This window comes from Janthinobacterium sp. SUN206 (genome assembly GCF_030587305.1).
Classification (GTDB): domain Bacteria; phylum Pseudomonadota; class Gammaproteobacteria; order Burkholderiales; family Burkholderiaceae_D; genus Janthinobacterium; species Janthinobacterium kumbetense.
On the sequence record NZ_JAPWIB010000003.1, the window covers coordinates 377,332 to 400,111 of the forward strand.

Sequence of the window (22,780 nt, forward strand, 5' to 3'; positions counted from 1 at the left end):
TTTTGAACCTTAACGAAACACGGCGGCCAGGCCGCCGTGTCAGGCCAGCCTTGACGGCTGGCGGGGTCTTGCCTGAAGCTTAGTGCGTCGTCGCGTCGGCTGCCGGGGCAGCTGCTGCGGCGTCAGCAATAGCTTGCAGACGTTGTTGGTAGAACACTTCGAAGTTGATCTCGGCCAGGTGCACTGGCGGGAAGCCGGCACGGGTGATCACGTCGGCGATGTTGGCGCGCAGGTAAGGGTAGATGATGTTCGGGCAGCCGATTCCCAGCAGTGGATCGAGTTGATCAGCAGGAATGTTGCGTGCTTCGAAGATACCGGCTTGCTTGCCTTCAACCAGGAAAGCGACTTTTTCGCCGACTTTGGCGGTGACGGTGATGGTCACGGTGGCTTCGAAGATGCCGTCGGCCAGAGGCGCAGCGCCCACGTCCAGTGCCACTTCGATGGCTGGTGCTTCTTGTTCCAGGAAAATAGCTGGGGAATTTGGTTGTTCCAGCGACATGTCTTTCAGGTAGACGCGTTGGATTTGGAAGACTGGTTGCAGATTTTCGTCAGACATGGAACGCTTTCGTTGTAAAGGACAAGAACGGCACACCGTTCAAATATGGTGCTTGCGGTATTCAAACCGCGCCGGATAGGCGCGGCCAGATCAGGTGCGAGGGCAATTGTATCAAAACAATACGACAAAAAACCAAGCAATTTCTCGAACCCGCTTTATATCAGGCTGCCGTGCCATTTAACAAGGGGTCCAGCTTGCCAGCTTGATCGAGCGCATACAAATCGTCGAATCCGCCCACGTGGGTATCGCCCACATAGATCTGCGGCACCGTGCGGCGGCCCGTGCGTTCCATCATCTTGATGCGCTCTTCCGGGTCGAGGTCGACGCGGATCTTTTGCACGGCGACGCCCTTGGCTTCCAACAGGCGCTCGGCGCGCACGCAATACGGGCACACGGCGGTGCTGTAAACAATAACGGGTACGGTCATGATGATTCCTTCAGTTAAGGCCGGCTTATTTCGCCAGCGACAAGGTTTTCAATGGCAAACCTTGCTTTTTCCATTCGTCGAGGCCGCCTTCCAGGCTCGTTGCCTCAGCGAAACCGGCTTTGCCCAGCAGGCCGACGGCGGTTGCCGAACGCGAACCTTTCTGGCAAACCACTACAATGGGGCGCGTTTTGAATTTTTCCAGCTCGCCCAGGCGTTTTGTCAGTTCCGGCAGCGGAATATTTTTTGCGTCAGGCAAGTGGCCCGTGGCGAATTCTTCCGCGCTGCGCACGTCGACGATGACAGTCTTGCCACGGTTGATCAGTTGCGTGACTTCCAGCACGGTCGCGCGCTTGCCGCGCATCGACAGCAGTGGCCAGAGGAGGGCGCCGCCGGAAATAATGACGATGGCAAACAGAAAAATGTGGTCGATAATGAATTTCACGTAGGGTCCAATGGTTTAAGTCAATCCGCGCATTATAAAATAGAAGCTGGACGAGGTCTTTTTACGTTTTGCTTTTTTGATTTGAACCCCTTGAGAAGATAGAACTATGTACAAAATCGTTTTCATGCGTCACGGCGAGTCCACCTGGAACCTCGATAACCGCTTCACCGGCTGGACCGACGTCGATCTGACGGAAAAGGGCGTCAACGAAGCCAAGGCCGCCGGCCAGATCCTCAAGCAGGAAGGTTTTACGTTCGACGTGGCCTACACTTCCGTCCTGAAGCGCGCCATCCGCACCCTGTGGCTGGCGCTCGACGAGATGGACATGATGTATTTGCCGATCAAGAACGACTGGCGCTTGAACGAGCGCCACTACGGCGCCCTGCAAGGCCTGGACAAGGGCGAGACAGCCGCCAAGTATGGCGACGAGCAAGTATTGGTATGGCGCCGCAGCTACGACACCCCGCCGCCGCCGCTGGAAGCGAACGATGACCGCGCCTCGTTCAACGATCCGCGCTACGCCGGCTTGCCGCAAGCGTCGATTCCCCTGACCGAATGCCTGAAAGACACCGTGGCGCGCGTGATGCCGGCCTGGGACGAGGAAATCGCTCCGGCCATCCGCGCCGGCAAGAAAATCATCATTTCGGCCCACGGCAACAGCTTGCGCGCGCTGATCAAGATGCTCGACGGCATCAGCGACAGCGACATCGTCGGCCTGAACATCCCGAACGGCCAGCCGCTCGTGTATGAACTGGACGCCGACCTGAAACCGATCCGTCATTACTACCTGGGCGACCCGGCAGCGATTGCGGCAGCGCAAGCTGCCGTGGCGAACCAAGGGAAGGCCAAGTAACTTGTCGTCTTTCTTCCGCGGCACAGCCATCGCCCCCTCTGCTGAACGACCCCTGCCGGCGTGGCGCGCCGGCGCCATGCTGTGCCTGGCGCTGCTGCTTTCCAGCGGTGCCGCGCAGGGCGCCAAGCCCACCGAACGCAGCAAGCAGAAGGCGGCCGCGGAAGCACAACGTGCTGGATTGCAACAAAAGCTGACGGCGCTCAAGCGGGACATCAGCCGCACGGAAAGCGCCAAGGATGACGCGGCCGATACCCTGGCCGAGTCGGAAGAGGCCATTTCCAACGCCAACCGCGCCCTGCGCGACCTGGCGCAGGAACAAAGCGAGACGGGCGTGAAACTCAATGCGCTGGGGCAAGAGCACCAGCAATTGACGGCCACCGTCGAGAAACAGAAGACGCAGCTGTCAAAGTTGCTGCGTGAACAATATGTCGCCGGCAACGAAGACCGCATCAAGCTGCTCTTGTCGGGCGATAACCCAAACCGCATCAACCGCGACTTGCAACTGATGGCGTATGTGTCGCAGGCGCAGGCGCGCCTGCTGGAAGCCTTGCGCGCCAACTTGCTGGCCGTGGAGAAAAACCAGGCGGAGGTGCAGAACGCCAAGGATGAGCTGGAAGAAATCGCGCAGGAAGAGCGCGACCAGAAGGCCTTGCTGGTGCAGGAGAAGGCGCGCCGCGCCGCCTTGCTGACGAGCTTGTCGCAGCGCCTGGTGGCGCAGCGCAAGGAAGTGGGCAATGTCGAGCGCGACGAACAGCGCATGGGCAACCTGGTCGACAAGCTGGCAAAACTGATCGAAGAGCAAGCCGCCGCCGCCGCGGCCGAAAAGAAACGCCAGCAATTGCTGGCCGAGCAACGCGCCGCCGCCAAAGCGGCCGCCGACGCCAAGATCGCGGCGGAAAAACGCGAACGCCTGCTGGCCGCGCGCGCCAAGGCTGCCCAGGCGCAGGCCGAACGCGAACGTCTTGCGAAAGAACAACAAAACAAATCGGGCAAGATCAAGCCGCAGACGCCACCACCGCCGCCCGTGAAACTGGAACCGATCGACGACGACGAGCCGCCGCAAGTGGCCAAGGTGACGCCGAAACCGGAACCCAAGCCGGAACCGGAGCCGGACCGCCCGAGCCTGGGCCCGGCCGCGCCGGCCGGCGCCTTTGCCAGCATGAAAGGGCAGCTGCGCGCCCCCGTGGCGGGCAAGATCGCCGCCCGCTTCGGCAGCAAGCGCGGTGACGGCCCCAGTTGGAAGGGCGTGTTCATCCGCACGGGCGAAGGCAGCGAGATCCACGCCATCGCCGGCGGCCGTGTCGTGTTTTCCGACTGGCTGCGCGGTTTCGGCAATCTGATCATCGTCGACCACGGCGGCCAGTACATGAGTATTTATGGCAATAACCAGTCGCTGCTGAAACGCGTGGGCGATGCCGTCAAGGGCGGCGACGCCATTGCCAGCGCGGGCAACAGCGGCGGCAACGAGGAATCGGGGCTATACTTTGAATTGCGTCATCAGGGCCGCGCCTTCGACCCCGCCACCTGGGTGAAGTTTTAATTCAGTTCCCACCATTGCTGCGGCAGCGAATTTGTAGATTGCGAAGAATACATGGGTATCAAAGTCAAAAGTATCGGCCTGATCGGTCTGGGCGTCCTGGCCGGCATCGGCATGTCGCTGCAGTTCCCGGCCGTGGCGCAAAAAATCACGAATGCCCCGCTGCCGCTCGACGAGCTGCGCCAGCTGTCCGACGTCTTCGGCTTGATCAAGTCCGATTACGTCGAGAAGGTGGAAGACAAGAAACTCTTGACGGAAGCCATTTCCGGCATGGTCTCGTCCCTGGACCCGCATTCTGTCTATCTCGATAAAAATGCCTTCAAGGAAATGCGCGAAAGCGTGCAGGGCAAGTTTGTCGGCATCGGCATCGAAGTGAGCATGGAAGACGGCTACGTGAAAGTCGTCTCGCCCATCGAGGACAGCCCTGCCGCCAAGGCCGGCATCCTGGCGGGCGACCTGATCACCCGCCTCGACAATATCCCGCTGAAAGGCTTGCAGCTGGAAGAGGTCATCAAGAAGATGCGCGGCCAGCCGGGCACCAAGCTGGTGCTGACGATGTCGCGCAAGGGCGAAAGCAAGCCGCTGGTCTTCCCCATCGTGCGCGAGGAAATCCGCGTGCAAAGCGTGAAGGCCAAGATGGTCGCGCCCGGCTATGCCTGGCTGCGCATCGCCCAGTTCCAGGAACCGACCGTCGATGACATGGTCAAAAAGATCAACGCGCTGTATGCGCAAGACCCCAAGCTCAAGGGCCTGGTGCTGGACTTGCGCAACGATCCTGGTGGCGTCGTGCCAGGCGCCATCGGCGTGGCGACAGCGTTTCTTCCGGGCAATTCCGTGATCGTTTCCACCAAGGGCCAGTTGCCCGAGTCGAAACAGGTGTTTTATGGCCGCCGCGAATTCTATGCCGCACCGGGCGCCAGGGCCGACCCGCTGGCCAAGTTGCCGGCCGCCCTGAAAACCGTGCCGCTGGTGGTGCTGGTCAACGCCGGTTCCGCGTCCGCCTCGGAAATCGTCGCCGGCGCCCTGCAGGATTACCAGCGCGCCACCGTCATCGGCACGCAGACGTTCGGCAAGGGTTCCGTGCAAACCTTGCGCCAGATCACGGCCGACACGGCCGTCAAGCTGACGACGGCCCGCTACTACACGCCGAAAGGCCGGGCCATCCAGGCGCGCGGCATCGTGCCCGACTTGCTGGTCGATGAAACGGCCGAAGGCGATGGCTGGAACAGCCTGCGCATCCGCGAGGCGGACCTGGAAAAACACTTGAGCAGCAACGATGGCAAGCCGGAAGCGGCCAAGCCGACGATGGAAGGCATGCAGGATCAGCTGGAAGAAGAGCAGCGCCTGATCGCCACGGCGAAAAAGCGCAAGCCCCTCGAATACGGCGCCAAGGACGATTTCCAGCTGCAGCAAGCCTTGAACCACTTCCAGGGCTTGCCGGTGCAGCTGGCCAAGGCCGATGCGAAGGTGGAGAAGATCGGCGCCAAGCCGGAAATCGCTTCCGACATCAAGGCGGACGACAAGAAGATTCCTGTGCAAAAACCGTAGTCGCCGCCATGAACGACAATCAGCTGCTGCGCTATTCGCGCCACATCCTGCTGGACCAGATCGGCATCGAAGGCCAGCAAGCCTTGCTCGACGCGCATGTGCTGGTGATCGGCGCGGGCGGACTCGGCTCGCCCGCGGCCATGTATTTGGCCGCCAGCGGCGTCGGCAAGCTGACCCTGGTCGATGACGACACGGTCGACCTGACCAATCTGCAGCGCCAGATCGCCCACACCACGCAGCGCGTGGGCCAGCCGAAAGTGCTGTCGGCGCGCGAAACCTTGACCGGGATCAATCCCGAGATCGATATCGTCGCCTTGCAGGAGCGTCTCGACGGCGCGCGTCTGGCCGAACTGGTCTGCTCCGCCACGGTGGTGCTCGACTGCACCGACAACTTCGCCACGCGCCACGCCGTCAACCGCGCCTGCGTAGCGGCCAGGGTGCCGCTGGTGTCGGGCGCCGTGATCCGTTTCGACGGGCAAGTGAGCGTGTTCGACCCGCGCACGGGCACGCAACCGTGCTATTCCTGCCTGTTTCCGCAGGAACAGCAGTTCATGGACGAGGCGTGCTCGACCATGGGCGTGTTCGCGCCGCTGGTGGGCGTGGTGGGCGCCATGCAGGCGGCCGAGGCCTTGAAGCTGATTATGCGCGTGGGAGAGTCCTTGGCCGGACGGCTGCTGCTGCTCGACGGCTTGCACATGGAATGGAGCAGCATGCGCGTCGCGCGCGACCCCGGCTGCGCCGTTTGCGGCGAAGTGGTCTTGCCGGCCTGACAGCCCCCGCACAAATTTTTCCCTATATGACAGGCTTTGTCATATTTCCGCTTTATACTCTGCACTCATTACTCACCTTCTTCTCTCTTTCTTATGCAAAACGCAGCAAACCATCCGATACGCCAGCGCCGCGCGCGCGGCTTCACTTTGATCGAAATCATGGTCGTGGTGGTGATCATGGGTATCCTCGCGTCGCTGGTGGTGCCCAAGCTGATCGCCCGCACGGGCGAGTCGAAAGTGGCGGCGGCGAAAGTCGATATCGCTACCGTGATGCAAGCCTTGAAACTGTATCGCCTGGATAACCAGCGCTACCCGACGACGGAACAGGGCTTGCAGGCGCTGATCGAGAAACCGACCACGGGACCGGCCGCGAATGGCTGGAAGGCAGGCGGTTACCTGGAAAAAATGCCGAAGGACCCATGGGGCAACCCGTACCAGTTCCTGTCGCCGGGCGTGAAAGGCGAAGTCGACATCATTTCGCTGGGCGCCGACGGCCAGCCTGGCGGTAGCGGCGACGATGCCGATATCGGTTCCTGGGAACTGTAAGTTTTCCATTGCATGCCAGCCATGACCACCGGTCGCGCACCGCCCCGGCCACGCGCCAGCGGCTTCACGCTGATCGAATTGCTGGTGGTGATGGTCATCATCGGCGTGACCCTGGGCCTGGTGTCGCTGAACGCCATGCCGAATGGCCAGCAAGCCTTGCAAAAGGAAGCCGAACGCATCGCCCTGCTGCTGCAGCTGGCGCGCGATGAAGCCATCGTGCGCAGCCGGCAGGTGGCGTTCGAGGCTGACGAAAATCAATACCGTTTCCTGGTCCTCAATGAAAAGCTGTGGCAACCCGTGACGCAGGACGATTTGCTGCGCGAGCGCGCGTTTGCCAACACGCCCATGCTGCTCAGCGTGCAGCCCTCGAACAGCGTGGCCCAGCCGCTGCGCATCATCTTCGGCCGCGAACCGGTCGACAAGCCTTTTGTCCTGACCCTGGCCAGCGGCGAGCGCAGCGTGGCCATCCGCGCCGACGGCATCGGCCACTTCACGGTCGAGCAATGATGCGGCTCCCACGTCATGGCCGCCAGCGCGGCTTCACTTTGCTGGAAGTCCTCGTCGCCCTCGTCATCGTCGGCACGGCCCTGGGCGCGTCCTTGCGCGCCGTCGGCAGCCTGACGCAGAACAGCGACGGCTTGCGCAGCGCCATGATGGCCACCTGGTCGGCGGAAAACCATTTGGTGCGGCTGCGCCTGGCAAAGACGTTCCCGCAGACGGGCAAGCGCACGGTCGACTGCCCGCAGGGCGATTTAAAACTCATTTGCGAGGAGGAAGTGGTGGCCACGCCGAATCCCCGCATCCGCCAAGTGCGCGTCAACGTGTATGACGCACAGTACCCGGCCCGGCGCATCGTGCGCCTGGTCTTGCTTTCCTTTAACGACTGATGCTGCGCCGCCCTGTCCCTGCCGCGGGTTTCACCCTGATCGAGCTGCTCGTGGCCATCGGCATCCTGGCCATGGTCGCCGTGCTGGGCTGGCGCGGCCTGGACAGCATCATGCGCTCGCGCGAAGTGCTGACCAGCCAGCTGGAGCAGGCGCGCGGCATGCAGCTGGCGTTTGCCCAGATGCAGAGCGATTGCGACCACCTGGCCGGCGCCGGGCTGAACAACAGCCTGCTGAACGGCCGCATCAACCTGTCGGCGGAAAATGACCGCCTGACCCTGGTGCGCCTGGCCGCCTCGGAGCAGGAGCCGCAACAGTTGCAAGTGGTCACTTACCGGCTGCGCGGCGGCGTGCTGACGCGGCGCGAGTCGAACGGCACGCGCGACCTGGCCGTGCTCGACACCCTGTGGCAGGCGGCGCGCGACGATACCGATACCTCCAGCGCCGACGTGGCCCTGATGCAGGGCGTTGACAGCATGGTCATGCGCGGCTGGAGCAATGGCGCCTGGAACGTGCTGACGGCGGGCGCCACCATCTCCACCCAGGTGCCGGGCCTGGAAGTGACCTTGCAAATGCCGGGCCAGGACGCGGGCCTGTCCAAAGTCTTTTTATTGGGGCCGGGATGACGCGCTTCAAGTTCCCCTCGCGCCAGCGCGGCGTGGCCGTCATCACGGCCTTGCTGCTGACGGCGCTGGCCATCACCGTCGTCGCCAGCCTGTTCTGGCAGCAGCAGGTGCAGGTGCGCTCGATGGAAAACCAGCGCTTGCGCCTGCAGACGCAGTGGGCCATGCGCGGCATGGTCGACTTCGCCCGCTTCTGGTTGCGCCAGGACAATCCCATGCTGACGGCGGCCGACGGCGTGTGGGCCACTCCCATCGAGGAAGCGCGGCTCGACGATTACGTGGACCGCGAAAAGGTCGACACGGAAAAATTCGACGCCACCGTCTCGGGCCGCGCGCTCGATGCGCAGGCGCGCTTCAATATCACCAACCTGGTCGACGCCACGGGCAGCATCAATCCGAAGCAGGTGCTGGCCTACCAGCGTTTATTGTCCAACATGAAGCTCGACAGCGGCCTGGCGCAAGCGACGGCCGATGCCGTGCTGCGTGCGCGGCCGAAGCCGCGCACCGCCAGCGGCACCGACGGCAAGACGCCCGCTGCCACGCCCGCCACGGGCGGCGGCAGCGAGCCGGTGGCGTTCACGCAGGTCGAGGATTTGCTGGCCGTGCCTGGCTATACGCCGCAGATGATCGAGCAGCTGCGCGATGTCGTCATCATCTTGCCCGAAATCACGGGGGTCAACGTGAACACGGCCCCGGCCGAGGTGCTGGCGGCCGTGACGATGATGTCGCTGTCCGAGGCCAGTGCCCTGACTTTGAGCAATCCGCGCAAAAAGTTTGTCGATAAGTTAAATTTCCAGAATAATATTAATGCTGAACTGATTGAAGGCGTGGAACTCGATGTGAAGAGCCGCTATTTCCTTACCGTCATCCGCGTGCGGCTGGACCGTGCCGCGCTCGATGCCGTGGCGCTCATCAATCGAAAAACGGATCCGCAGCGCACCACCAGCCTGGTCTGGTTGCGGGAAAATTAACAGCTGAAAGCGAGTCACTTTGACAATATTGTATATCCGTCACCCGGCCAAGGCCTCCACCGACAGCGCGCCGGCCTGCTCCTTCGTGCTGGCCGGCGACGGCGGCGCCCTGTTGCAGCAGGGCAGCGCGCCGCTGGGCAGCCTGGGCCAGCTGATCGCCGGCGCGAAGCAGGTGGTGCTGCTGCTGGCGGCGGCCGACGTGACCCTGCTGCGCCTGAAAACGCCGCCGCTGGCCGGCGCCCGCTTGCGCGCGGCCTTGCCGGGCCTGGTGGAGGAACACATCCTCGGCGACACCCAGGATTGCCTGCTGGCCGCCGGCGCGCCCGATGCCGCCGGCATGCGCACGGTGGCCGTGGCGCAGCGCGCCTGGGCCGAGGTACTCGTGAAAGCCTTGCTGGCGCAGGGCGCGCGCAAGGTGGCGCTGCTGCCGTCGCAGCTGTGCCTGCCTTTGCAGCCGGGCAGCGTGACGGCTGCCCTGCAAGCCAGCGGCGATGGCCTGGAACTGGCCTTGCGCCAGGCGCCGCAAGAGGGCCTGGGCCTGGTGTTGCCGGCCCAGCCGCAACAGGCCTTGCTGACGACGCGCGCGTTTGCCGGCGATGTGCCCCTGACGGTCTACGTGGCGCAGGCCGAGCTTGCGCAATATCAACAACTGGCCGCCGGCATGGACGGCGTGACGGTGGAACCGGACCACTGGGCGCACTGGATTGCCGGCGCCAAAGGCGCGGGACTGGACCTGGCCGCAGCCATGGGCACGGCGACGGGTTCGGCCACCGAATGGCGCCGCTGGCGCTGGCCGCTGCGCCTGGCGCTGCTGGCCGTGATCGTCAACCTGGCCGGCATGAATATCGAATGGATGCGCTTGAAGCGCGAGGCCGCCACCGTGCGCACCTCGATGCAGCAAACCTTCAAGGCCGCGTATCCGAACGAAACGCCCGTGTATGGCCTGGAAGCGGAGCAGATGCGGCGCAATATCGCCGCCGCCCGCCTGCAGGGCGGCCAAGCGAGCATGGATGACTTCACCAGCATGAGCGCGGCGCTGGGCGAGGCGCTGGGCGGCCTGGCCGGGCGCGGCGTGGTGGCCTCGCTGGAATACCGCGAGCGCAGCCTGATCGTCAAGCTGAAACCGGACATGGTCGACGCCAGCGCCCAGGCGCAGGTGCGCGACGGCCTGGCCGCGCGCAAGCTGGCCTTGAATGAAACGGCGCCGGGCGTGTGGAAGATCACGCCGGCCACGGGAGCAAAAACATGAGTGCAGCAGTCAACAAGGCGCGCGCCGCCTGGGCGGGGCAGCAGCAGGCCGTGCAGGCCTTCTGGGCCGAGCGCACGCCGCAGGAGCGCAAGCTCTTGAGCATCGGCGGCGTGGTGGCGGGGCTGGCCCTCGTCTACGCCGTATTCTTCGAGCCGGCCTGGACGGGCCGCATCGCCTTGCAGAAGAGCTTGCCCGAGCTGCGCCAGAACGCGGCCCAGCTGCAGGCGCTGGCGCGCGAAGCGGGCGAGCTGGCGCGCCAGGCGCCCGTGCAGGTGGCAAGCATGAGCCGTGACAGCCTCGACGCGTCCCTGAAGGCGCGCGGCCTGGCGCCGCAATCGCTGTCGCTGACGGGAGAGTACGCGCGCGTGCAATTGAACGGCGTGCCGTTCGCCAGCGTCATGCTGTGGCTGGACGGCTTGCGCCGCGAAGGCCGCGTGGCGGTGCAGGAAGCGAAGATCACGGCGCAGGGCAAGGCGGGACTGGTCGATGCCAGCCTGACCCTGCACCAGAGCCCGGGCGCGGCGCGATGATGCGCCTGCTAGGCTGGCTGCTGGCCATCATCGTCAGCGTCTGCGTCACCCTGCTGGTGTTTTTCCCGGCCGGCTGGGTCGCCAGTCTCGTGGAAAAGCAGACGGGCGGACGTTTGACCTTGGGCGACGCGCAAGGTACCCTGTGGCGCGGCTCGGCCTTTATCGGCGGGGCGGCCAGCGCGAATGGCGCCGTGACGCCGCTGCTGCCGGGGCGCTTCAGCTGGCGCATTTCGCCGTCCGTGCTGTGGGGATCGGTGGACGTGGAATTGCAGAATGCGCAGGCGCTGTCGCAGGCCGTCAATTTGCGCGGCTCGTGGTCGCACTGGCAAGTCAGCCCGGCGGCCTTGCTGCTGCCGGCCGACGGCCTGGGCGGCCTGGGCGCGCCCTTGAATACCGTGGCGCCGACGGGCAGTATGCGCCTGTCGTGGAGCACCTTGCAGCTGGCGCTGGAAAAACAGCAGTTTTCCGCCGTCGGCCGCACGACCCTGCAGATGACGGACATGGCTTCGCGCCTGTCGTCCTTGCGTCCGCTGGGCAGTTACGAGCTCGATTTCGATTGGCAGGGGCAGCAGGCGACGTTGACCTTGCGCTCCATCAAAGGACCGCTGCTGCTCGACGGCAGCGGCAGCCTGCAACAGGGGCGCATGCAGTTTTCCGGCCAGGCCCAGGCCGCAGCAGGATATGAAGAGACCTTGGCGAGTTTGTTGAATTTGCTGGGACAGCGCCGTAGCAATAGCGAAAAAAACATCATCGCCTTAGAGTTCAGACAATGAAAAAACCATCCGTGAGCCCCCATACCTTCTCCTTTTCGCTGCGTCGCCTGTCGGCCGCCGCCTTGCTGTGCTGTTCCGTGGCCGGCATGCCGGCGCCCGTCTGGGCCGCGCCCGGCGATGAAGCGGCGCTCAATTTCGTCGGCGCCGACATCGAATCCGTGATCAAGGCCGTGGGCCATTACACCAACATCAATTTCGTCATCGACCCGCGCGTCAAGGGCACGATCACGCTGGTGTCGGAAAAATCGATCAGCAAGACGCAAGCCTTCGCGCTGCTGGCCTCGGCCCTGCGCCTGCAGGGCTATGCGGTGGTTTCCGGCGACGGCTACGCGAAAGTGGTGCCGGAAGCGGACGCCAAGCTGCAATCCGTGCCGACCCAGGTGGGCAATGGCAGCAGCCAGGTGAAGGGCGACCAGATCGCCACCCAGGTGTTTTACCTGAACTACGAATCGTCGGCCAACCTGCTGGCCGTGCTGCGCCCCCTGATTTCGCCGAACAACACGATCAATGCCAACCCGGGCAACAACTCGCTGGTGATCACCGATTACGCGGATAACCTCAAGCGCCTGGCGAAGATCATCGCCGCGCTCGACGTGCCCGCCTCGACGGACCTGGATGTGATCCCCGTGCGCTATGCCATCGCTTCCGACCTGGCCTCGATGGTGAATAAACTGATGGAAGGCGGTAATGCGGGCGCCGCCGCAGGGGCCGACGCGGGCAAGGTATCCGTGCTTGCCGACCCGCGCACCAATTCGCTGGTGCTGCGCGCGCCGTCGGCGGCGCGCGCCAACCTGGCCAAGTCGCTCATTTCCAAGCTGGACCAGCCCACCACGCAGCTGGGCAACGTGCACGTGGTGTACCTCAAAAATGCGGACGCCACCAAGCTGGCGCAGACCCTGCGTTCGGTGGTGACGTCGGACGGCACGGCCGCTTCGGCGCAGCAGCCGGGCAACAACAGCCTGAATACGAACAACCAGAACAACCAGGGCGGCGGCATGAACACCACTGGCCTGGGCGGCAATACGCAAAGCGGCACCACGGGCGGTGCTTCGCTGAGCAACGGGCCGCAGCAGCTGTCCTCGGGCGGCGCGGCAGGCTTCATCCAGGCCGACGCTTCCACCAATACCCTGATCCTGACGTGCAACGAGGCCGTCTACCGCAACCTGCGCGCCGTGATCGACCAGCTCGACGTGCGCCGCGCCCAGGTCTACATCGAGGCGCTGATCGTCGAAGTGACGTCGGCCAAGGCCTCCGAGTTCGGCGTGCAGTGGCTGGGGCTTTCCGGCGACAGCAGCAGCAGCTACCGCGTGGGCGCGCTGCAGTCGTTCGCCGGCGGCACCGACAACAATATCGCCAAGCTGGCGCTGGGCGGCGGCAAGGTGCTGCCGACGGGCGGCCTGACGCTGGGCATCTTCAAGCAGATCAACGGCGCGCTGGGCCTGGGCGCCGTGGCGCATGCGCTGGAATCGGACGGCAACGCGAACATCCTGTCGACGCCGAACCTGATCACCCTGGACAACGAGCTGGCGACCATCAAGGTGGGCCAGAACGTGCCTATCCTGACGGGCCAGTACACCAGCACGGCCGGCACCAACACGAACCCGTTCCAGACCATCGACCGCAAGGAGGTGGGCCTGACCCTGAAGGTGCGTCCGCAGATTTCCGAAGGCGGCACGATCAAGCTGGGCATCTATCACGAGACGTCGAGCGTGGACAAGTCCACCTCGACGGCCGTCAGCGGCATCACCATCAACAACCGCGTGATCGAAAACAATGTGCTGGCCGACGATGGCCAGATCATCGTCCTGGGCGGCCTGATCGAGGACAGCACGGGCGACAACGCGGAAAAAGTGCGCGGCCTGGGCGACATTCCCCTGATCGGCAACCTGTTCAAGTACCAGACGCGCGAGCGCAAGAAAACCAATCTGATGATCTTCCTGCGCCCCGTCATCGTGCGCAACAAGGAACAGAGCGGCAGCCTGGCGGCCGACCGCTACGACTACATGCGCTCGGCCGAGACGGCCGCCGTGCCGGCATCGGGCAATCTGATGCTGAAAGACCTGGGCACGCCCGTGCTGCCGGCCCTGCAGGATGGCCAGCCGGTGGGCGGCAGCATGGTGACGCGCCCCGTGCCGCCGGCGCCGACGCCGCCGCCAGGCGCGCCGGCCAACGCGGCCACGCCGCCGCAGTCGCTGTTGCAGCAATATCAGCAACAACCGCAGCAACAGCCGCAGAAGTGATGGGACAGTCATGAGTAATCTGCTTCCCTACGCCTACGCGCGCGATTTCGGCTTGCTGGCCCGGCCTGGCGCCGTCGACGGCGCCCCCGTCGAGGTGCTGGTGGCCGCATCGACGGCGCCGGCGGCGATTGCCGAAGTGTCGCGCCGTTTCGGCCAGATCCAGCTGACGGTGCTGCCGCGCGGCGACCTCGATGCGGCCATTGCCGGCGCCTACGCGGGCGGTGGCGGCGACGCGTCGCAGATGGCCGATGAATTCGACGCCGACCTGGATTTGACAAAACTGCTGCAGGACGTGCCGGCCATCGAGGATTTGCTCGAATCGTCCGACGACGCGCCCGTCATCCGCATGATCAACGCCTTGCTCACGCAGGCGCTGCGCGAAGGCGCGTCCGATATCCACATCGAGCCGTTCGAGCAGACGTCCGTCGTGCGCTTCCGCATCGACGGCAGCCTGCGCGACGTCGTGCGTCCCAGGAAAGCCATCCACGGTTCGCTGATTTCGCGCATCAAGATCATGGCGCAGCTCGACATCGCCGAAAAGCGCTTGCCGCAGGACGGCCGCATCACCCTGCGCGTGGGCGGCAAGCCCGTCGACGTGCGCGTCTCGACCCTGCCCACCGGGCATGGCGAACGGGCCGTGCTGCGTTTGCTGGACAAGGAAGCGGGGCGCCTCGACCTGCAGCACCTGGGCATGAGCGCGCCCATGCTGGGGCAGTTCGACGGCCTGATCACGCAGCCGCACGGCATCGTGCTCGTCACGGGCCCCACCGGCTCGGGCAAGACGACGACCCTGTACGCGGCGCTGTCGATGCTCAACGCCACCACCACGAACATCCTGACGGTGGAAGACCCGATCGAGTACGACCTGGCCGGCGTCGGCCAGACGCAGGTCAATCCGCGCATCGACATGACATTTGCCAAGGCGCTGCGGGCGATTTTGCGGCAAGATCCAGATGTGATCATGATCGGCGAGATCCGCGACCTGGAAACGGCGCAGATCGCCGTGCAGGCATCCTTGACGGGCCACCTGGTGCTGGCGACGCTGCACACGAACGACGCTTCGGCGGCCGTCACGCGCCTGCTGGACATGGGCATCGAGCCGTTCCTGCTGTCCTCGTCGCTGCTGGGCGTGCTGGCGCAGCGCCTGGTGCGCAAGCTGTGCGGTTCCTGCAAGACCTTCGACGGCCAGTACTGGCAGGCGGTCGGCTGCGAGCATTGCGGCCAGACGGGCTACCAGGGCCGCGTGGGCGTGTACGAGCTGCTGCGCACGACGGAGCAGATCCGCGCGCAGATCCACAACCGTGCCTCGGAAGCGGAAGTGCGCGCCGTGGCCCTGCAGGACGGCATGACGAGCATGCGCGACGACGGCGAACGCTGGCTGCGCGACGGCACCACCACGCAGGCCGAGTTGCTGCGCGTGACCAAAGACTAGGCCCGCCACCATGCCCGCATTCCGCTATGAAGCCGTCGACGCGCAAGGCGCCACCCGCAAGGGCGTGCTCAATGCCGACAGTCCCCGTTCCGCGCGCGCCGAGTTGCGCGTGCAAGGCCTGGTGCCGCTGGCCGTCGAACCGATCGCCGCGCAGGTCGACGCCGCCGGCGTGACCAAACGGCGCGGCTTCGGCGAGCGCCTGTCGAGCACCGAGCTGGCGCTGTTTACGCGCCAGCTGGCCAGTTTGCTGGAAGCGGGCCTGCCGCTGGAGCAGGCGTTTTCCGCGCTGCTGGAACAGGCCGAGCGGCCTTACTTGCGCGACCTGATCGCCTCGATCCGCTCGGAAGTGATCGGCGGCGCCGCGTTTTCCGACGTGCTGGCGCGCCATCCGCGCGATTTCGCGGAAATTTACCGGGCGCTGGTGGCGTCGGGCGAGCAGATCGGCCATTTGTCGCGCGTGCTCTCGCGCCTGGCCGACTATATCGAGCGGCGCAATGCGCTGGTGCAGAAGGTCAAGCTGGCATTCACGTATCCGGCCATCGTCACGGTGGTGGCGTTTTCCATCGTGATTTTCCTGCTCACCTATGTGGTGCCGCAGATCGTCTCCGTATTCGCCAATACCAAGCAGAAGCTGCCCATGCTGACGGTGATCATGCTGGCGCTGTCGGACTTCGTGCGCAACTACGGCATCGTCGTGGCGATTGTCCTCGTCGGCGCCTGGTTCGCCTGGCGCCGCGCGCTGCAGCAGCCTGCTCTGAAGCGGCGCTGGCATACCTGGCTGCTGACGGCGCCCCTGTACGGCAAGTTCGAGCGCAGCCTGAACACGGCGCGTTTCGCCAGCACCCTGGCCATTACCACGGGTTCCGGCGTGCCGATCCTGCGCGCGCTCGACACCAGCCGCGACACGCTCACCAACGTGGCGATGCAGGAACTGGTGGCTGACGCCAGCGGCGCCGTGCGCGAGGGCGTCAGCCTGGCGCGCGCGCTGTCGGCGCAAAAGCATTTTCCGCCCATGCTGATCCACATGATACGCGCGGGCGAAATCACGGGCGAGCTGCCGGCCATGCTGGAACGCGCCGCCAGCGCGCAGGAGCAGGACCTGGAACGCCGCACGCTCACCATCGCCGGCCTGCTGGAACCGGCCCTGATCCTGGCGATGGGCGTGGTGGTGCTGCTGATCGTGCTGGCCGTGCTGATGCCGATTATCGAAATCAATCAGCTTGTAAGATAAGTATCCAAGGAAGCCATGAAGCGTTTGCCTCAAGTTACAAGTTTGCTCGCCGTCGTGGCGCTGTCCGTGTCGCTGGCCTATTGGGCCATGCAGCTGTTCAAGGCGCCGCAGCGCCCCATCAATCCGCCCCCCAATCCGGTGGTGCAGGATGCCAGCGTGGAGGCGGGCGCCTCGCTGTTCGGCGGCCAGGTCAGCGTGGCCACGGCCAGCAACTACCAGCTCAAGGGCGTGGTGGCCGCCGGCAATGGCCGCGGCAGCGTGGCCATCATCTCGACCGACGGCAAGCCCTCCGTGGCCTTGCCGGAAGGCGCCGAAGTGGTGCCCGGCGTGACGGTGCTGGAAGTACATGCGCGCCACGTGCTGCTGCGCGACGGCGGCGTGAGCAAGCGCATCGACCTGGTGGCCGACGACAAGGCGCTGGCCTTGCCGGGGCAGGTGTCCGCCACTCCGACGCCGGCCGCGGCCCCTGTGCCGGCCACGAACCTGGTGCCGCCGCCGCTGCCGATGGAGCAGCAGCGGCCGGCGACCATGATGCCGGCGCCGCAAGTGAGCAGCGTGCCGCCGCCGAATTAACGCTGTTTTTATCGTATTTTGCCGATGGCGCCATGCCGCCATCGCCACAGGAGTCTTCATGTTCTCGATTCGTGCCGTCCTGGCGGGCTGCGTGGCGGTGCTGTGCGCCTTGCCGCCGGCTGCCGCCGCCGACGTTCCCGCCGCCCCCACTACCTCCGCCGCCACGTCGGCCGTTCCCGCACCCGTCGCGGCGCGTCCGCGCATCGCCCTGGTGCTGTCGGGCGGCGGCGCGCGCGGCCTAGCGCATATCGGCGTCTTGAAAGTGCTGCAGGAGCTGCATGTGCCGATCGACATGGTGGTCGGCACCAGCATGGGCGGCGTGGTGGGCGGCGCGTATGCGGCCGGCGCCTCCGTGGCGGACCTGGAAAAGATGGCGCGCGAGACCAACTGGGCGCGCGTGGTGGCCGACCGGCCGCCGCGCGACGAACTGGCGTTCCGCCGCCGCGAGGAAGATTTGTTGCTGCCGTCGCGCATCGAGTTTGGCACCAGCCGCAACGGCATTTCCACGCCGCCGTCGGCGGCCAGCAATGCGGCGCTGGAAATGGCCTTGAACCGGCTGCTGCCGGCCGGCATGCGCGACCGCCCCGCCAGCCAGCTGCCGCTGCCTTTCCGCTCGGTGGCGTCGGACCTGGTCAATGGCGAACTGGTGGAACTGGTCGATACGCCCCTGTTCCTGTCGATGCGCGCCTCGCTGGCCGTGCCGGGCGTGTTTGCCCCCGTGCGCGTGAATAACCGGCTGGTGGTCGATGGGGGCCTGGTGCGCAACCTGCCCGTCGACATGGCGCGCGCCATGGGCGCCGACATCATCATCGCCGTCAACGTGGGCACGCCGCTGGCGCCGGAAAAAGAGCTGGGCAGCGCCATCGGCGTGGCGCAGCAGATGCTGCAAATCCTCACGGAACAGAACGTGCAGCGCTCGCTCAAGGAGCTGCAGCCGCAGGATATCCTGGTGGCGCCGGATTTGACGGGCGTCAGTTTCCTCGACTTTGAAAACTATGCGCGCGCCATGCGCGCCGGCGAGCAGGCGGCGCAGGCCCTGGCCGCCCACCTGGCGCCGCTGGCCCTGCCGCCGGAACAGTATGCGGCGCGCGAGCAGCTGCGCCTGGCCGCGCCGGCCCTGCTGGACGTGGCCCTGCCGCTCACGCGCCTGGCCGTGGAGAGCGAGGGCGATATCAATCCGCGCATCCTGCAGGCGCAATCGGGCCTGGTGGAAGGGCAGTCCGTCAGCCAGGAAGATGTGCTCAAGGCGGCGGCCAAGCTGTATGGCCGTGGCGACGTGGCGCGCGTGGAGACGGAAGTGGTCGATTCCGGCGACCAGCGCGCCGTCACCATCAAGGCCGTCGAAGCGCCGTGGGCCAGCAGCCGCCTGCGCGTGGGCCTGGAAGTGGGCAGCGATTTCAGGGACAGCAATACCTTTGCCCTGAAGCTGCTGCATGTGCGCTCGAATCTGAACAGCTGGGGCGGTGAATTGCGCAGCATGGCGCAGATCGGCACCACGCGCAATTTCGGGGTGCAGTACTGGCAGCCGCTGGGCGCCGGCAACCCGTGGTATATCGCGCCGTCGATCCAGTACAGCTCGCAGGCGGTCGACCTGTTCGACAAGGGACGGCGCAGCGCGCGCGTCGCTTACAGCGGCCAGGGCGCCAGCCTGGTGCTGGGACGCCAGTTCGGCTTCTGGGGCGACCTGCAGTTCGGCGTCTCGCGCAGCGAAGTCAAGGCCGGTGTCAGCATCCCGGCCGACCCGGCCTACCCGCAGGAGCGGGCGCTGGGCACCAACCAGTTCGTCCAGTTCCGCGTCGATACGCTCGATTCGCCCGGTTTCCCCACGCGCGGCGTGCTGTTTGACGCCACCTGGACGCGCGCCTCGACCACCGGTTCGGGCGAGACGGGCCTGGGGCGTTCCGCCATCACGGGCCTGAAGGCCTTTGGCCGCGGCAATTGGGCCGGCCATGTGTATGGCGAATGGGCGCGCGCGCAGCGGGGCGAGGCGCCACTCAGCCTGGGCGGCTTCCTGCGCCTGTCCGGCACGCAGTTCGAATCGGTGACGGGGCGCAGCGTGGCCCTGGCGCGCTTCGTGATGGCGCGCCGCATCGGCTCCCTGCCCAGCACCCTGGGCGGCGCCGTGCGGGCCGGCTTTTCGCTGGAAATGGGCGGCGGCTTCGATCAGAGCGAGCACTGGAAATCCACCAAATTCACGCAGGCCAGCAGCGCCTTCATTTCCGTCGATACGCGCTTCGGTCCCGTGTACGTGGCGTCGGGCGCATCGAAGGGCGGCGAGAGTACGCTCTACCTGTTCCTGGGACCGGTCTGGTAGGGCGCGGCGGACGCCGTACTGCGGCGCAGGGCCGTGAAGGCGGCAAATTCCCATGAGCGAAAGCCCAGCAGCAGGGTAAAGCCGTCGCGCTCGGCGGGCGCCAGGCGGCGGTCGTTCTGGTGCAGGCGCGCCAGTTCCTCGGCCAGCTGGCGGATCTTTTGCACCAGCTCCTGCGCGCTCGACAGCGACAGGCGCGCCGGGATGCACATCAGGGTTTCGCCGGCGCCGTCAAAATGCCCGCTGAAATAATCGGCCACCACGTGTTCGCGGAAGTACTGCTGCACCGGGCCGTCGGCCAGCCAGTGGAAGGCGTTCGAGACGCGCAGGCTGTAGCGGTTCAGCGGCTTGAGCTCGATCAAGCCCAGGCGATCCAGCTCGGCCAGGCAGCCGATGCATTCGGCTTGCGTCAGCGCATACGTTTCCACCACCTGCTCCAGGCTCCAGTGGCCCAGGCAGCAGATCGCCACCAGCAGCAGGCGCGGATGCGCCACCAGCGACTTTTCCTGCACCAGGGTGAGCGTGTCGGCATGCGGCGTGATGTCGGCCGCGCCGCGCAGCACGTCTTCCATGGCGATGCCCGAGGCCTTGCAGATCAGGGCCAGGCGCGACAGCGACATGTCGTGCTGGCCAAACATGCGCTTGACGCTCGATTCGCTCATGCCGATGCGTTCGGCCAGCACTTTATAGGTGATGCCGGCGGCGCGCAGTTGCGTGCGCAGCACGCGCAAAACCAGTTCGGGTGAACTCACGGATATCCTTTTTGATAAGTTTGGTAGCGGGTAACGGTACCGAATGTAGCCCTTAATGGCACTTTGCACAAGGTGATAGTACTTTACGGCAAAAGAGATGACACTCCCGCTTGTGGCTCGCACGGCGCGCTACAACCAGGCAACTCATCCACTTGTAGAGGTTATTCATGTCCTTCAAATTACGTTTCCCCGCAGCGCTGCTGGCGCTGGCCGCCATCGCTCCCTTGCATGCATCGGCAGCCGATCCTGCGCCGGGCCCCATCTACATGGGCGCCAGCTATGGCTTTCGCGCCAGTACCGGCCTCGACTGCGTGCCGGGACAAAACGATTGCGACAAAAGCAGCAAGCGCAACGGCAAGGCCTACGTGGGTTACAGTTTCGACGCGCTGCCGTTTCAGGGCGGCGTGGCCCTGCCTTCGATTGAGCTGGTGGGGTATATGGGCGGCGAAGTGAAGTCCGGCTTCGACACGGGCGCCGGCCGGCGCGCGGGCCGCGGCAAGTTCACGGGCCTCGGCATGCAGGGCGTGCTCGGCTACCAGTTTGACGCGTTCACCCTGAGCGGCCGCCTGGGCGCGGCTTACACGCAGGGCAAGGTCGATTATCTGGGCGGCGGTTCGGACAAGAAGGACAAGATCGGCCTGACCTACGGTATCGGCGCGGCGTATGCGCTGAACAAGAACTGGGCGCTGCACCTGGACTGGGACCGCGTGCCGGTCAAGTACAGCAGCAAGCAGACGACCAAGGTCGACATGTTTTCGCTGGGCGCGTCCTACCGTTTCTAAGGGGATGCTGCTGCGGCAGAGAGTGGCCTGATGGCGGACGCCCTATGAAAAGGGCGTCCGCGGGCGGCCTATTTGTCTATTTCGACTTTCAACAGCAATTTCGCCAGCAGCCGTTTTTCCTGCTGGCGCTGGCCTGACACGGTCTTGACATGCGCCCCGGCGGCGCGCTGCAGGGCTGCAGTGGCGACGGGGTTGCGCGGTTTTTGCGAGGGTTCGACGCGGAACTGCATTTTCTGCCGCGTCGCCAATGCCTTGTTTGCCATCGGTCCCCTCCCTGATTACAGCACGTAGCGCGACAGGTCTTCGTTGACCGACAGCGCTTCCAGGCGTTCGTTGACATACGCGGCATCGATCACCAGCAGGTTTTCCGTGCTGCTGCTGCCTTCGCTGGCCGTAAACGACACTTCTTCCAGCAGTTTTTCCATCACCGTGTGCAGGCGGCGCGCACCGATGTTTTCCGTGCGCTCGTTTACCGAGTAGGCGATTTCCGCCAGGCGCGTGATGCCTTCCGGCGCAAACTGCAGTTTCAGGTTTTCCGTCGCCAGCAAGGCTTCGTACTGCATCGTCAGGCAGGCATCGGTGCTGGTGAGAATGCGTTCGAAGTCCGAGATCGACAGCGATTCGAGTTCCACGCGGATGGGGAAGCGCCCCTGCAGTTCCGGGATCAGGTCCGACGGTTTCGACAGGTGGAACGCGCCCGAGGCGATGAACAGGATGTGGTCCGTGCGGATCATGCCGTACTTGGTGTTGACGGTGGTGCCCTCGACCAGCGGCAGCAGGTCGCGCTGCACGCCCGCGCGCGAGACGTCGGCGCCGCCGGACTCCGAGCGCGAGGCGATCTTGTCGATTTCATCGAGGAAGACGATGCCGTTCTGCTCGACGTTCTGGATGGCTTTCTGTTTCAGCTCATCTTCGTTGAGCAGCTTCGCCGCTTCTTCCTCGACCAGCAGTTTCAACGCTTCGCGGATCTTGACCTTGCGCGCCTTCTTGCGCTGTCCGCCCACGCCCGAGAACATGGACTTGATCTGCTCCGTCATTTCTTCCATGCCCGGCGGCGCCATGATTTCCATTTGCGGGCCCGCTTCGGCCAGCTCGATCTCGATTTCCTTGTCATCGAGCTCGCCCTGGCGCAAGCGCTTGCGGAAGGTCTGGCGCGTGCTGTCGCCGCTGCCCGTGTCCACGGCCGCCGCCGTATTCGGCGTGAAGCCGAAGTCGCGCGCCGGCGGCACGAGGATGTCGATCACGCGGTCTTCGGCCGCATCTTCGGCACGTGCGCGCACCTTCTTCATTTCCAGCGCGCGCGTCTGCTTGATGCCGATGTCGATCAGGTCGCGGATGATGGTGTCGACGTCGCGCCCCACATAGCCCACTTCCGTGAACTTGGTCGCTTCGATCTTGATGAACGGCGCCTCGGCCAGCTTGGCCAGGCGGCGCGCGATTTCCGTCTTGCCGACGCCCGTGGGGCCGATCATGAGGATGTTCTTGGGCGTGATTTCATGGCGCAGGGGCTCGGCCACCTGCTGGCGGCGCCAGCGGTTGCGCAGGGCGATGGCGACGGCGCGCTTGGCCTTGGCCTGGCCCACCACGTGCTTGTCGAGTTCGGTGACGATTTCCGACGGGGTCATGTTCATGATCATAGTTGGCTTTCTATCTTTCTTTTGCGTAGAGTGCCCGAAAAACGTTCAGGGCAAGGCGCTTGGCCGCAGGCACTACCTTTTTGTACGCCCAGGCCATGCAACGCAGCCATGGG

General features: G+C 65.0%; 24 protein-coding genes. 18 read left to right on the forward strand and 6 right to left on the reverse strand.

Going from position 1 to position 22,780, the window contains the following annotated elements:
• Positions 1–79 precede the first annotated feature (79 nt).
• From secB to O3300_RS18690, 3 genes are all read right to left on the reverse strand, one after another.
• Positions 80–556, reverse strand: a complete 477-nt coding sequence (gene secB / locus O3300_RS18680) for a protein-export chaperone SecB (protein WP_077398684.1) — start codon at positions 554–556, stop codon at positions 80–82.
• A gap of 160 nt (positions 557–716) precedes the next feature.
• On the reverse strand, positions 717–983 hold the full coding sequence (grxC, locus tag O3300_RS18685; protein WP_070220900.1) for a glutaredoxin 3: 267 nt from the start codon (positions 981–983) through the stop codon (positions 717–719).
• Between the two features lie 25 nt (positions 984–1,008).
• Positions 1,009–1,425 (reverse strand): rhodanese-like domain-containing protein, encoded by a 417-nt coding sequence (locus O3300_RS18690; protein WP_289899574.1) that lies wholly within the window; start codon positions 1,423–1,425, stop codon positions 1,009–1,011.
• A gap of 106 nt (positions 1,426–1,531) precedes the next feature.
• Between O3300_RS18690 and gpmA the strand changes: the two genes are divergently transcribed.
• From gpmA to O3300_RS18775, 17 genes are all read left to right on the forward strand, one after another.
• On the forward strand, positions 1,532–2,278 hold the full coding sequence (gene gpmA, locus O3300_RS18695) for a 2,3-diphosphoglycerate-dependent phosphoglycerate mutase (protein WP_176381555.1): 747 nt from the start codon (positions 1,532–1,534) through the stop codon (positions 2,276–2,278).
• Between the two features lie 76 nt (positions 2,279–2,354).
• Positions 2,355–3,818: a murein hydrolase activator EnvC gene (locus tag O3300_RS18700; protein ID WP_099665807.1), complete on the forward strand. Its 1,464-nt coding sequence runs from the start codon at positions 2,355–2,357 to the stop codon at positions 3,816–3,818.
• A gap of 51 nt (positions 3,819–3,869) precedes the next feature.
• Positions 3,870–5,363 (forward strand): S41 family peptidase, encoded by a 1,494-nt coding sequence (locus O3300_RS18705; RefSeq protein ID WP_077398692.1) that lies wholly within the window; start codon positions 3,870–3,872, stop codon positions 5,361–5,363.
• Positions 5,364–5,371: 8 nt separating this feature from the next.
• On the forward strand, positions 5,372–6,133 hold the full coding sequence (locus tag O3300_RS18710) for a molybdopterin-synthase adenylyltransferase MoeB (RefSeq protein ID WP_305053784.1): 762 nt from the start codon (positions 5,372–5,374) through the stop codon (positions 6,131–6,133).
• 93 nt (positions 6,134–6,226) lie between these two features.
• Complete coding sequence (gspG, locus tag O3300_RS18715; protein ID WP_035823835.1) at positions 6,227–6,679, forward strand: type II secretion system major pseudopilin GspG; 453 nt, start codon at positions 6,227–6,229, stop codon at positions 6,677–6,679.
• Positions 6,680–6,691: 12 nt separating this feature from the next.
• On the forward strand, positions 6,692–7,186 hold the full coding sequence (locus O3300_RS18720; RefSeq protein ID WP_051959291.1) for a GspH/FimT family pseudopilin: 495 nt from the start codon (positions 6,692–6,694) through the stop codon (positions 7,184–7,186).
• A complete protein-coding gene (gene gspI / locus O3300_RS18725; protein ID WP_034783570.1) occupies positions 7,183–7,566 on the forward strand; it encodes a type II secretion system minor pseudopilin GspI in 384 nt (127 codons plus the stop codon). Before O3300_RS18720 ends, gspI begins: the two co-directional genes overlap by 4 nt.
• Positions 7,566–8,189, forward strand: a complete 624-nt coding sequence (locus O3300_RS18730; protein WP_099665805.1) for a type II secretion system protein J — start codon at positions 7,566–7,568, stop codon at positions 8,187–8,189. Before gspI ends, O3300_RS18730 begins: the two co-directional genes overlap by 1 nt.
• Positions 8,186–9,157, forward strand: coding sequence for a type II secretion system minor pseudopilin GspK (gene gspK / locus O3300_RS18735; protein ID WP_305053785.1), 972 nt, complete (start codon positions 8,186–8,188; stop codon positions 9,155–9,157). Before O3300_RS18730 ends, gspK begins: the two co-directional genes overlap by 4 nt.
• A 19-nt stretch (positions 9,158–9,176) precedes the next feature.
• On the forward strand, positions 9,177–10,406 hold the full coding sequence (gspL, locus tag O3300_RS18740; RefSeq protein WP_305053786.1) for a type II secretion system protein GspL: 1,230 nt from the start codon (positions 9,177–9,179) through the stop codon (positions 10,404–10,406).
• Positions 10,403–10,936 (forward strand): type II secretion system protein GspM, encoded by a 534-nt coding sequence (gene gspM, locus O3300_RS18745; RefSeq protein ID WP_251349449.1) that lies wholly within the window; start codon positions 10,403–10,405, stop codon positions 10,934–10,936. The genes gspL and gspM overlap by 4 nt, the downstream gene beginning before the upstream one ends.
• Positions 10,933–11,709, forward strand: coding sequence for a type II secretion system protein N (locus O3300_RS18750; RefSeq protein ID WP_305053787.1), 777 nt, complete (start codon positions 10,933–10,935; stop codon positions 11,707–11,709). The genes gspM and O3300_RS18750 overlap by 4 nt, the downstream gene beginning before the upstream one ends.
• Positions 11,706–13,949 (forward strand): type II secretion system secretin GspD, encoded by a 2,244-nt coding sequence (gspD, locus tag O3300_RS18755; RefSeq protein ID WP_305053788.1) that lies wholly within the window; start codon positions 11,706–11,708, stop codon positions 13,947–13,949. Before O3300_RS18750 ends, gspD begins: the two co-directional genes overlap by 4 nt.
• 10 nt (positions 13,950–13,959) lie before the next feature.
• Entirely contained in the window at positions 13,960–15,381 is a 1,422-nt protein-coding gene (gene gspE / locus O3300_RS18760) for a type II secretion system ATPase GspE (RefSeq protein ID WP_077398708.1), read from the forward strand.
• Between the two features lie 10 nt (positions 15,382–15,391).
• Positions 15,392–16,612 carry a type II secretion system inner membrane protein GspF gene (gene gspF, locus O3300_RS18765; RefSeq protein WP_305053789.1) on the forward strand — a complete coding sequence of 407 codons (1,221 nt, stop codon included), beginning with the start codon at positions 15,392–15,394 and terminating at the stop codon, positions 16,610–16,612.
• 15 nt (positions 16,613–16,627) lie between these two features.
• Positions 16,628–17,185 carry a type II secretion system protein N gene (locus O3300_RS18770; RefSeq protein ID WP_305053790.1) on the forward strand — a complete coding sequence of 186 codons (558 nt, stop codon included), beginning with the start codon at positions 16,628–16,630 and terminating at the stop codon, positions 17,183–17,185.
• A gap of 58 nt (positions 17,186–17,243) precedes the next feature.
• Positions 17,244–19,499: a patatin-like phospholipase family protein gene (locus O3300_RS18775; protein ID WP_305053791.1), complete on the forward strand. Its 2,256-nt coding sequence runs from the start codon at positions 17,244–17,246 to the stop codon at positions 19,497–19,499.
• On the opposite strand, the gene O3300_RS18780 is transcribed toward O3300_RS18775, so the two are convergent.
• Positions 19,472–20,248: a helix-turn-helix transcriptional regulator gene (locus tag O3300_RS18780; RefSeq protein WP_180278646.1), complete on the reverse strand. Its 777-nt coding sequence runs from the start codon at positions 20,246–20,248 to the stop codon at positions 19,472–19,474. The genes O3300_RS18775 and O3300_RS18780 overlap by 28 nt on opposite strands.
• Positions 20,249–20,415: 167 nt before the next feature.
• Here O3300_RS18780 and O3300_RS18785 point away from each other — a divergent pair, with 167 nt between their 5' ends.
• A complete protein-coding gene (locus O3300_RS18785; RefSeq protein ID WP_099665796.1) occupies positions 20,416–21,030 on the forward strand; it encodes an outer membrane protein in 615 nt (204 codons plus the stop codon).
• A gap of 68 nt (positions 21,031–21,098) precedes the next feature.
• Here the strand turns inward: O3300_RS18785 and O3300_RS18790 are convergent, their stop codons facing one another.
• Together O3300_RS18790 and hslU are read right to left on the reverse strand one after the other, a co-directional pair.
• Entirely contained in the window at positions 21,099–21,293 is a 195-nt protein-coding gene (locus O3300_RS18790; protein ID WP_099665795.1) for a hypothetical protein, read from the reverse strand.
• 15 nt (positions 21,294–21,308) lie between these two features.
• Positions 21,309–22,661 (reverse strand): ATP-dependent protease ATPase subunit HslU, encoded by a 1,353-nt coding sequence (gene hslU, locus O3300_RS18795; RefSeq protein ID WP_285817091.1) that lies wholly within the window; start codon positions 22,659–22,661, stop codon positions 21,309–21,311.
• Between the last annotated feature and the right edge of the window lie 119 nt (positions 22,662–22,780).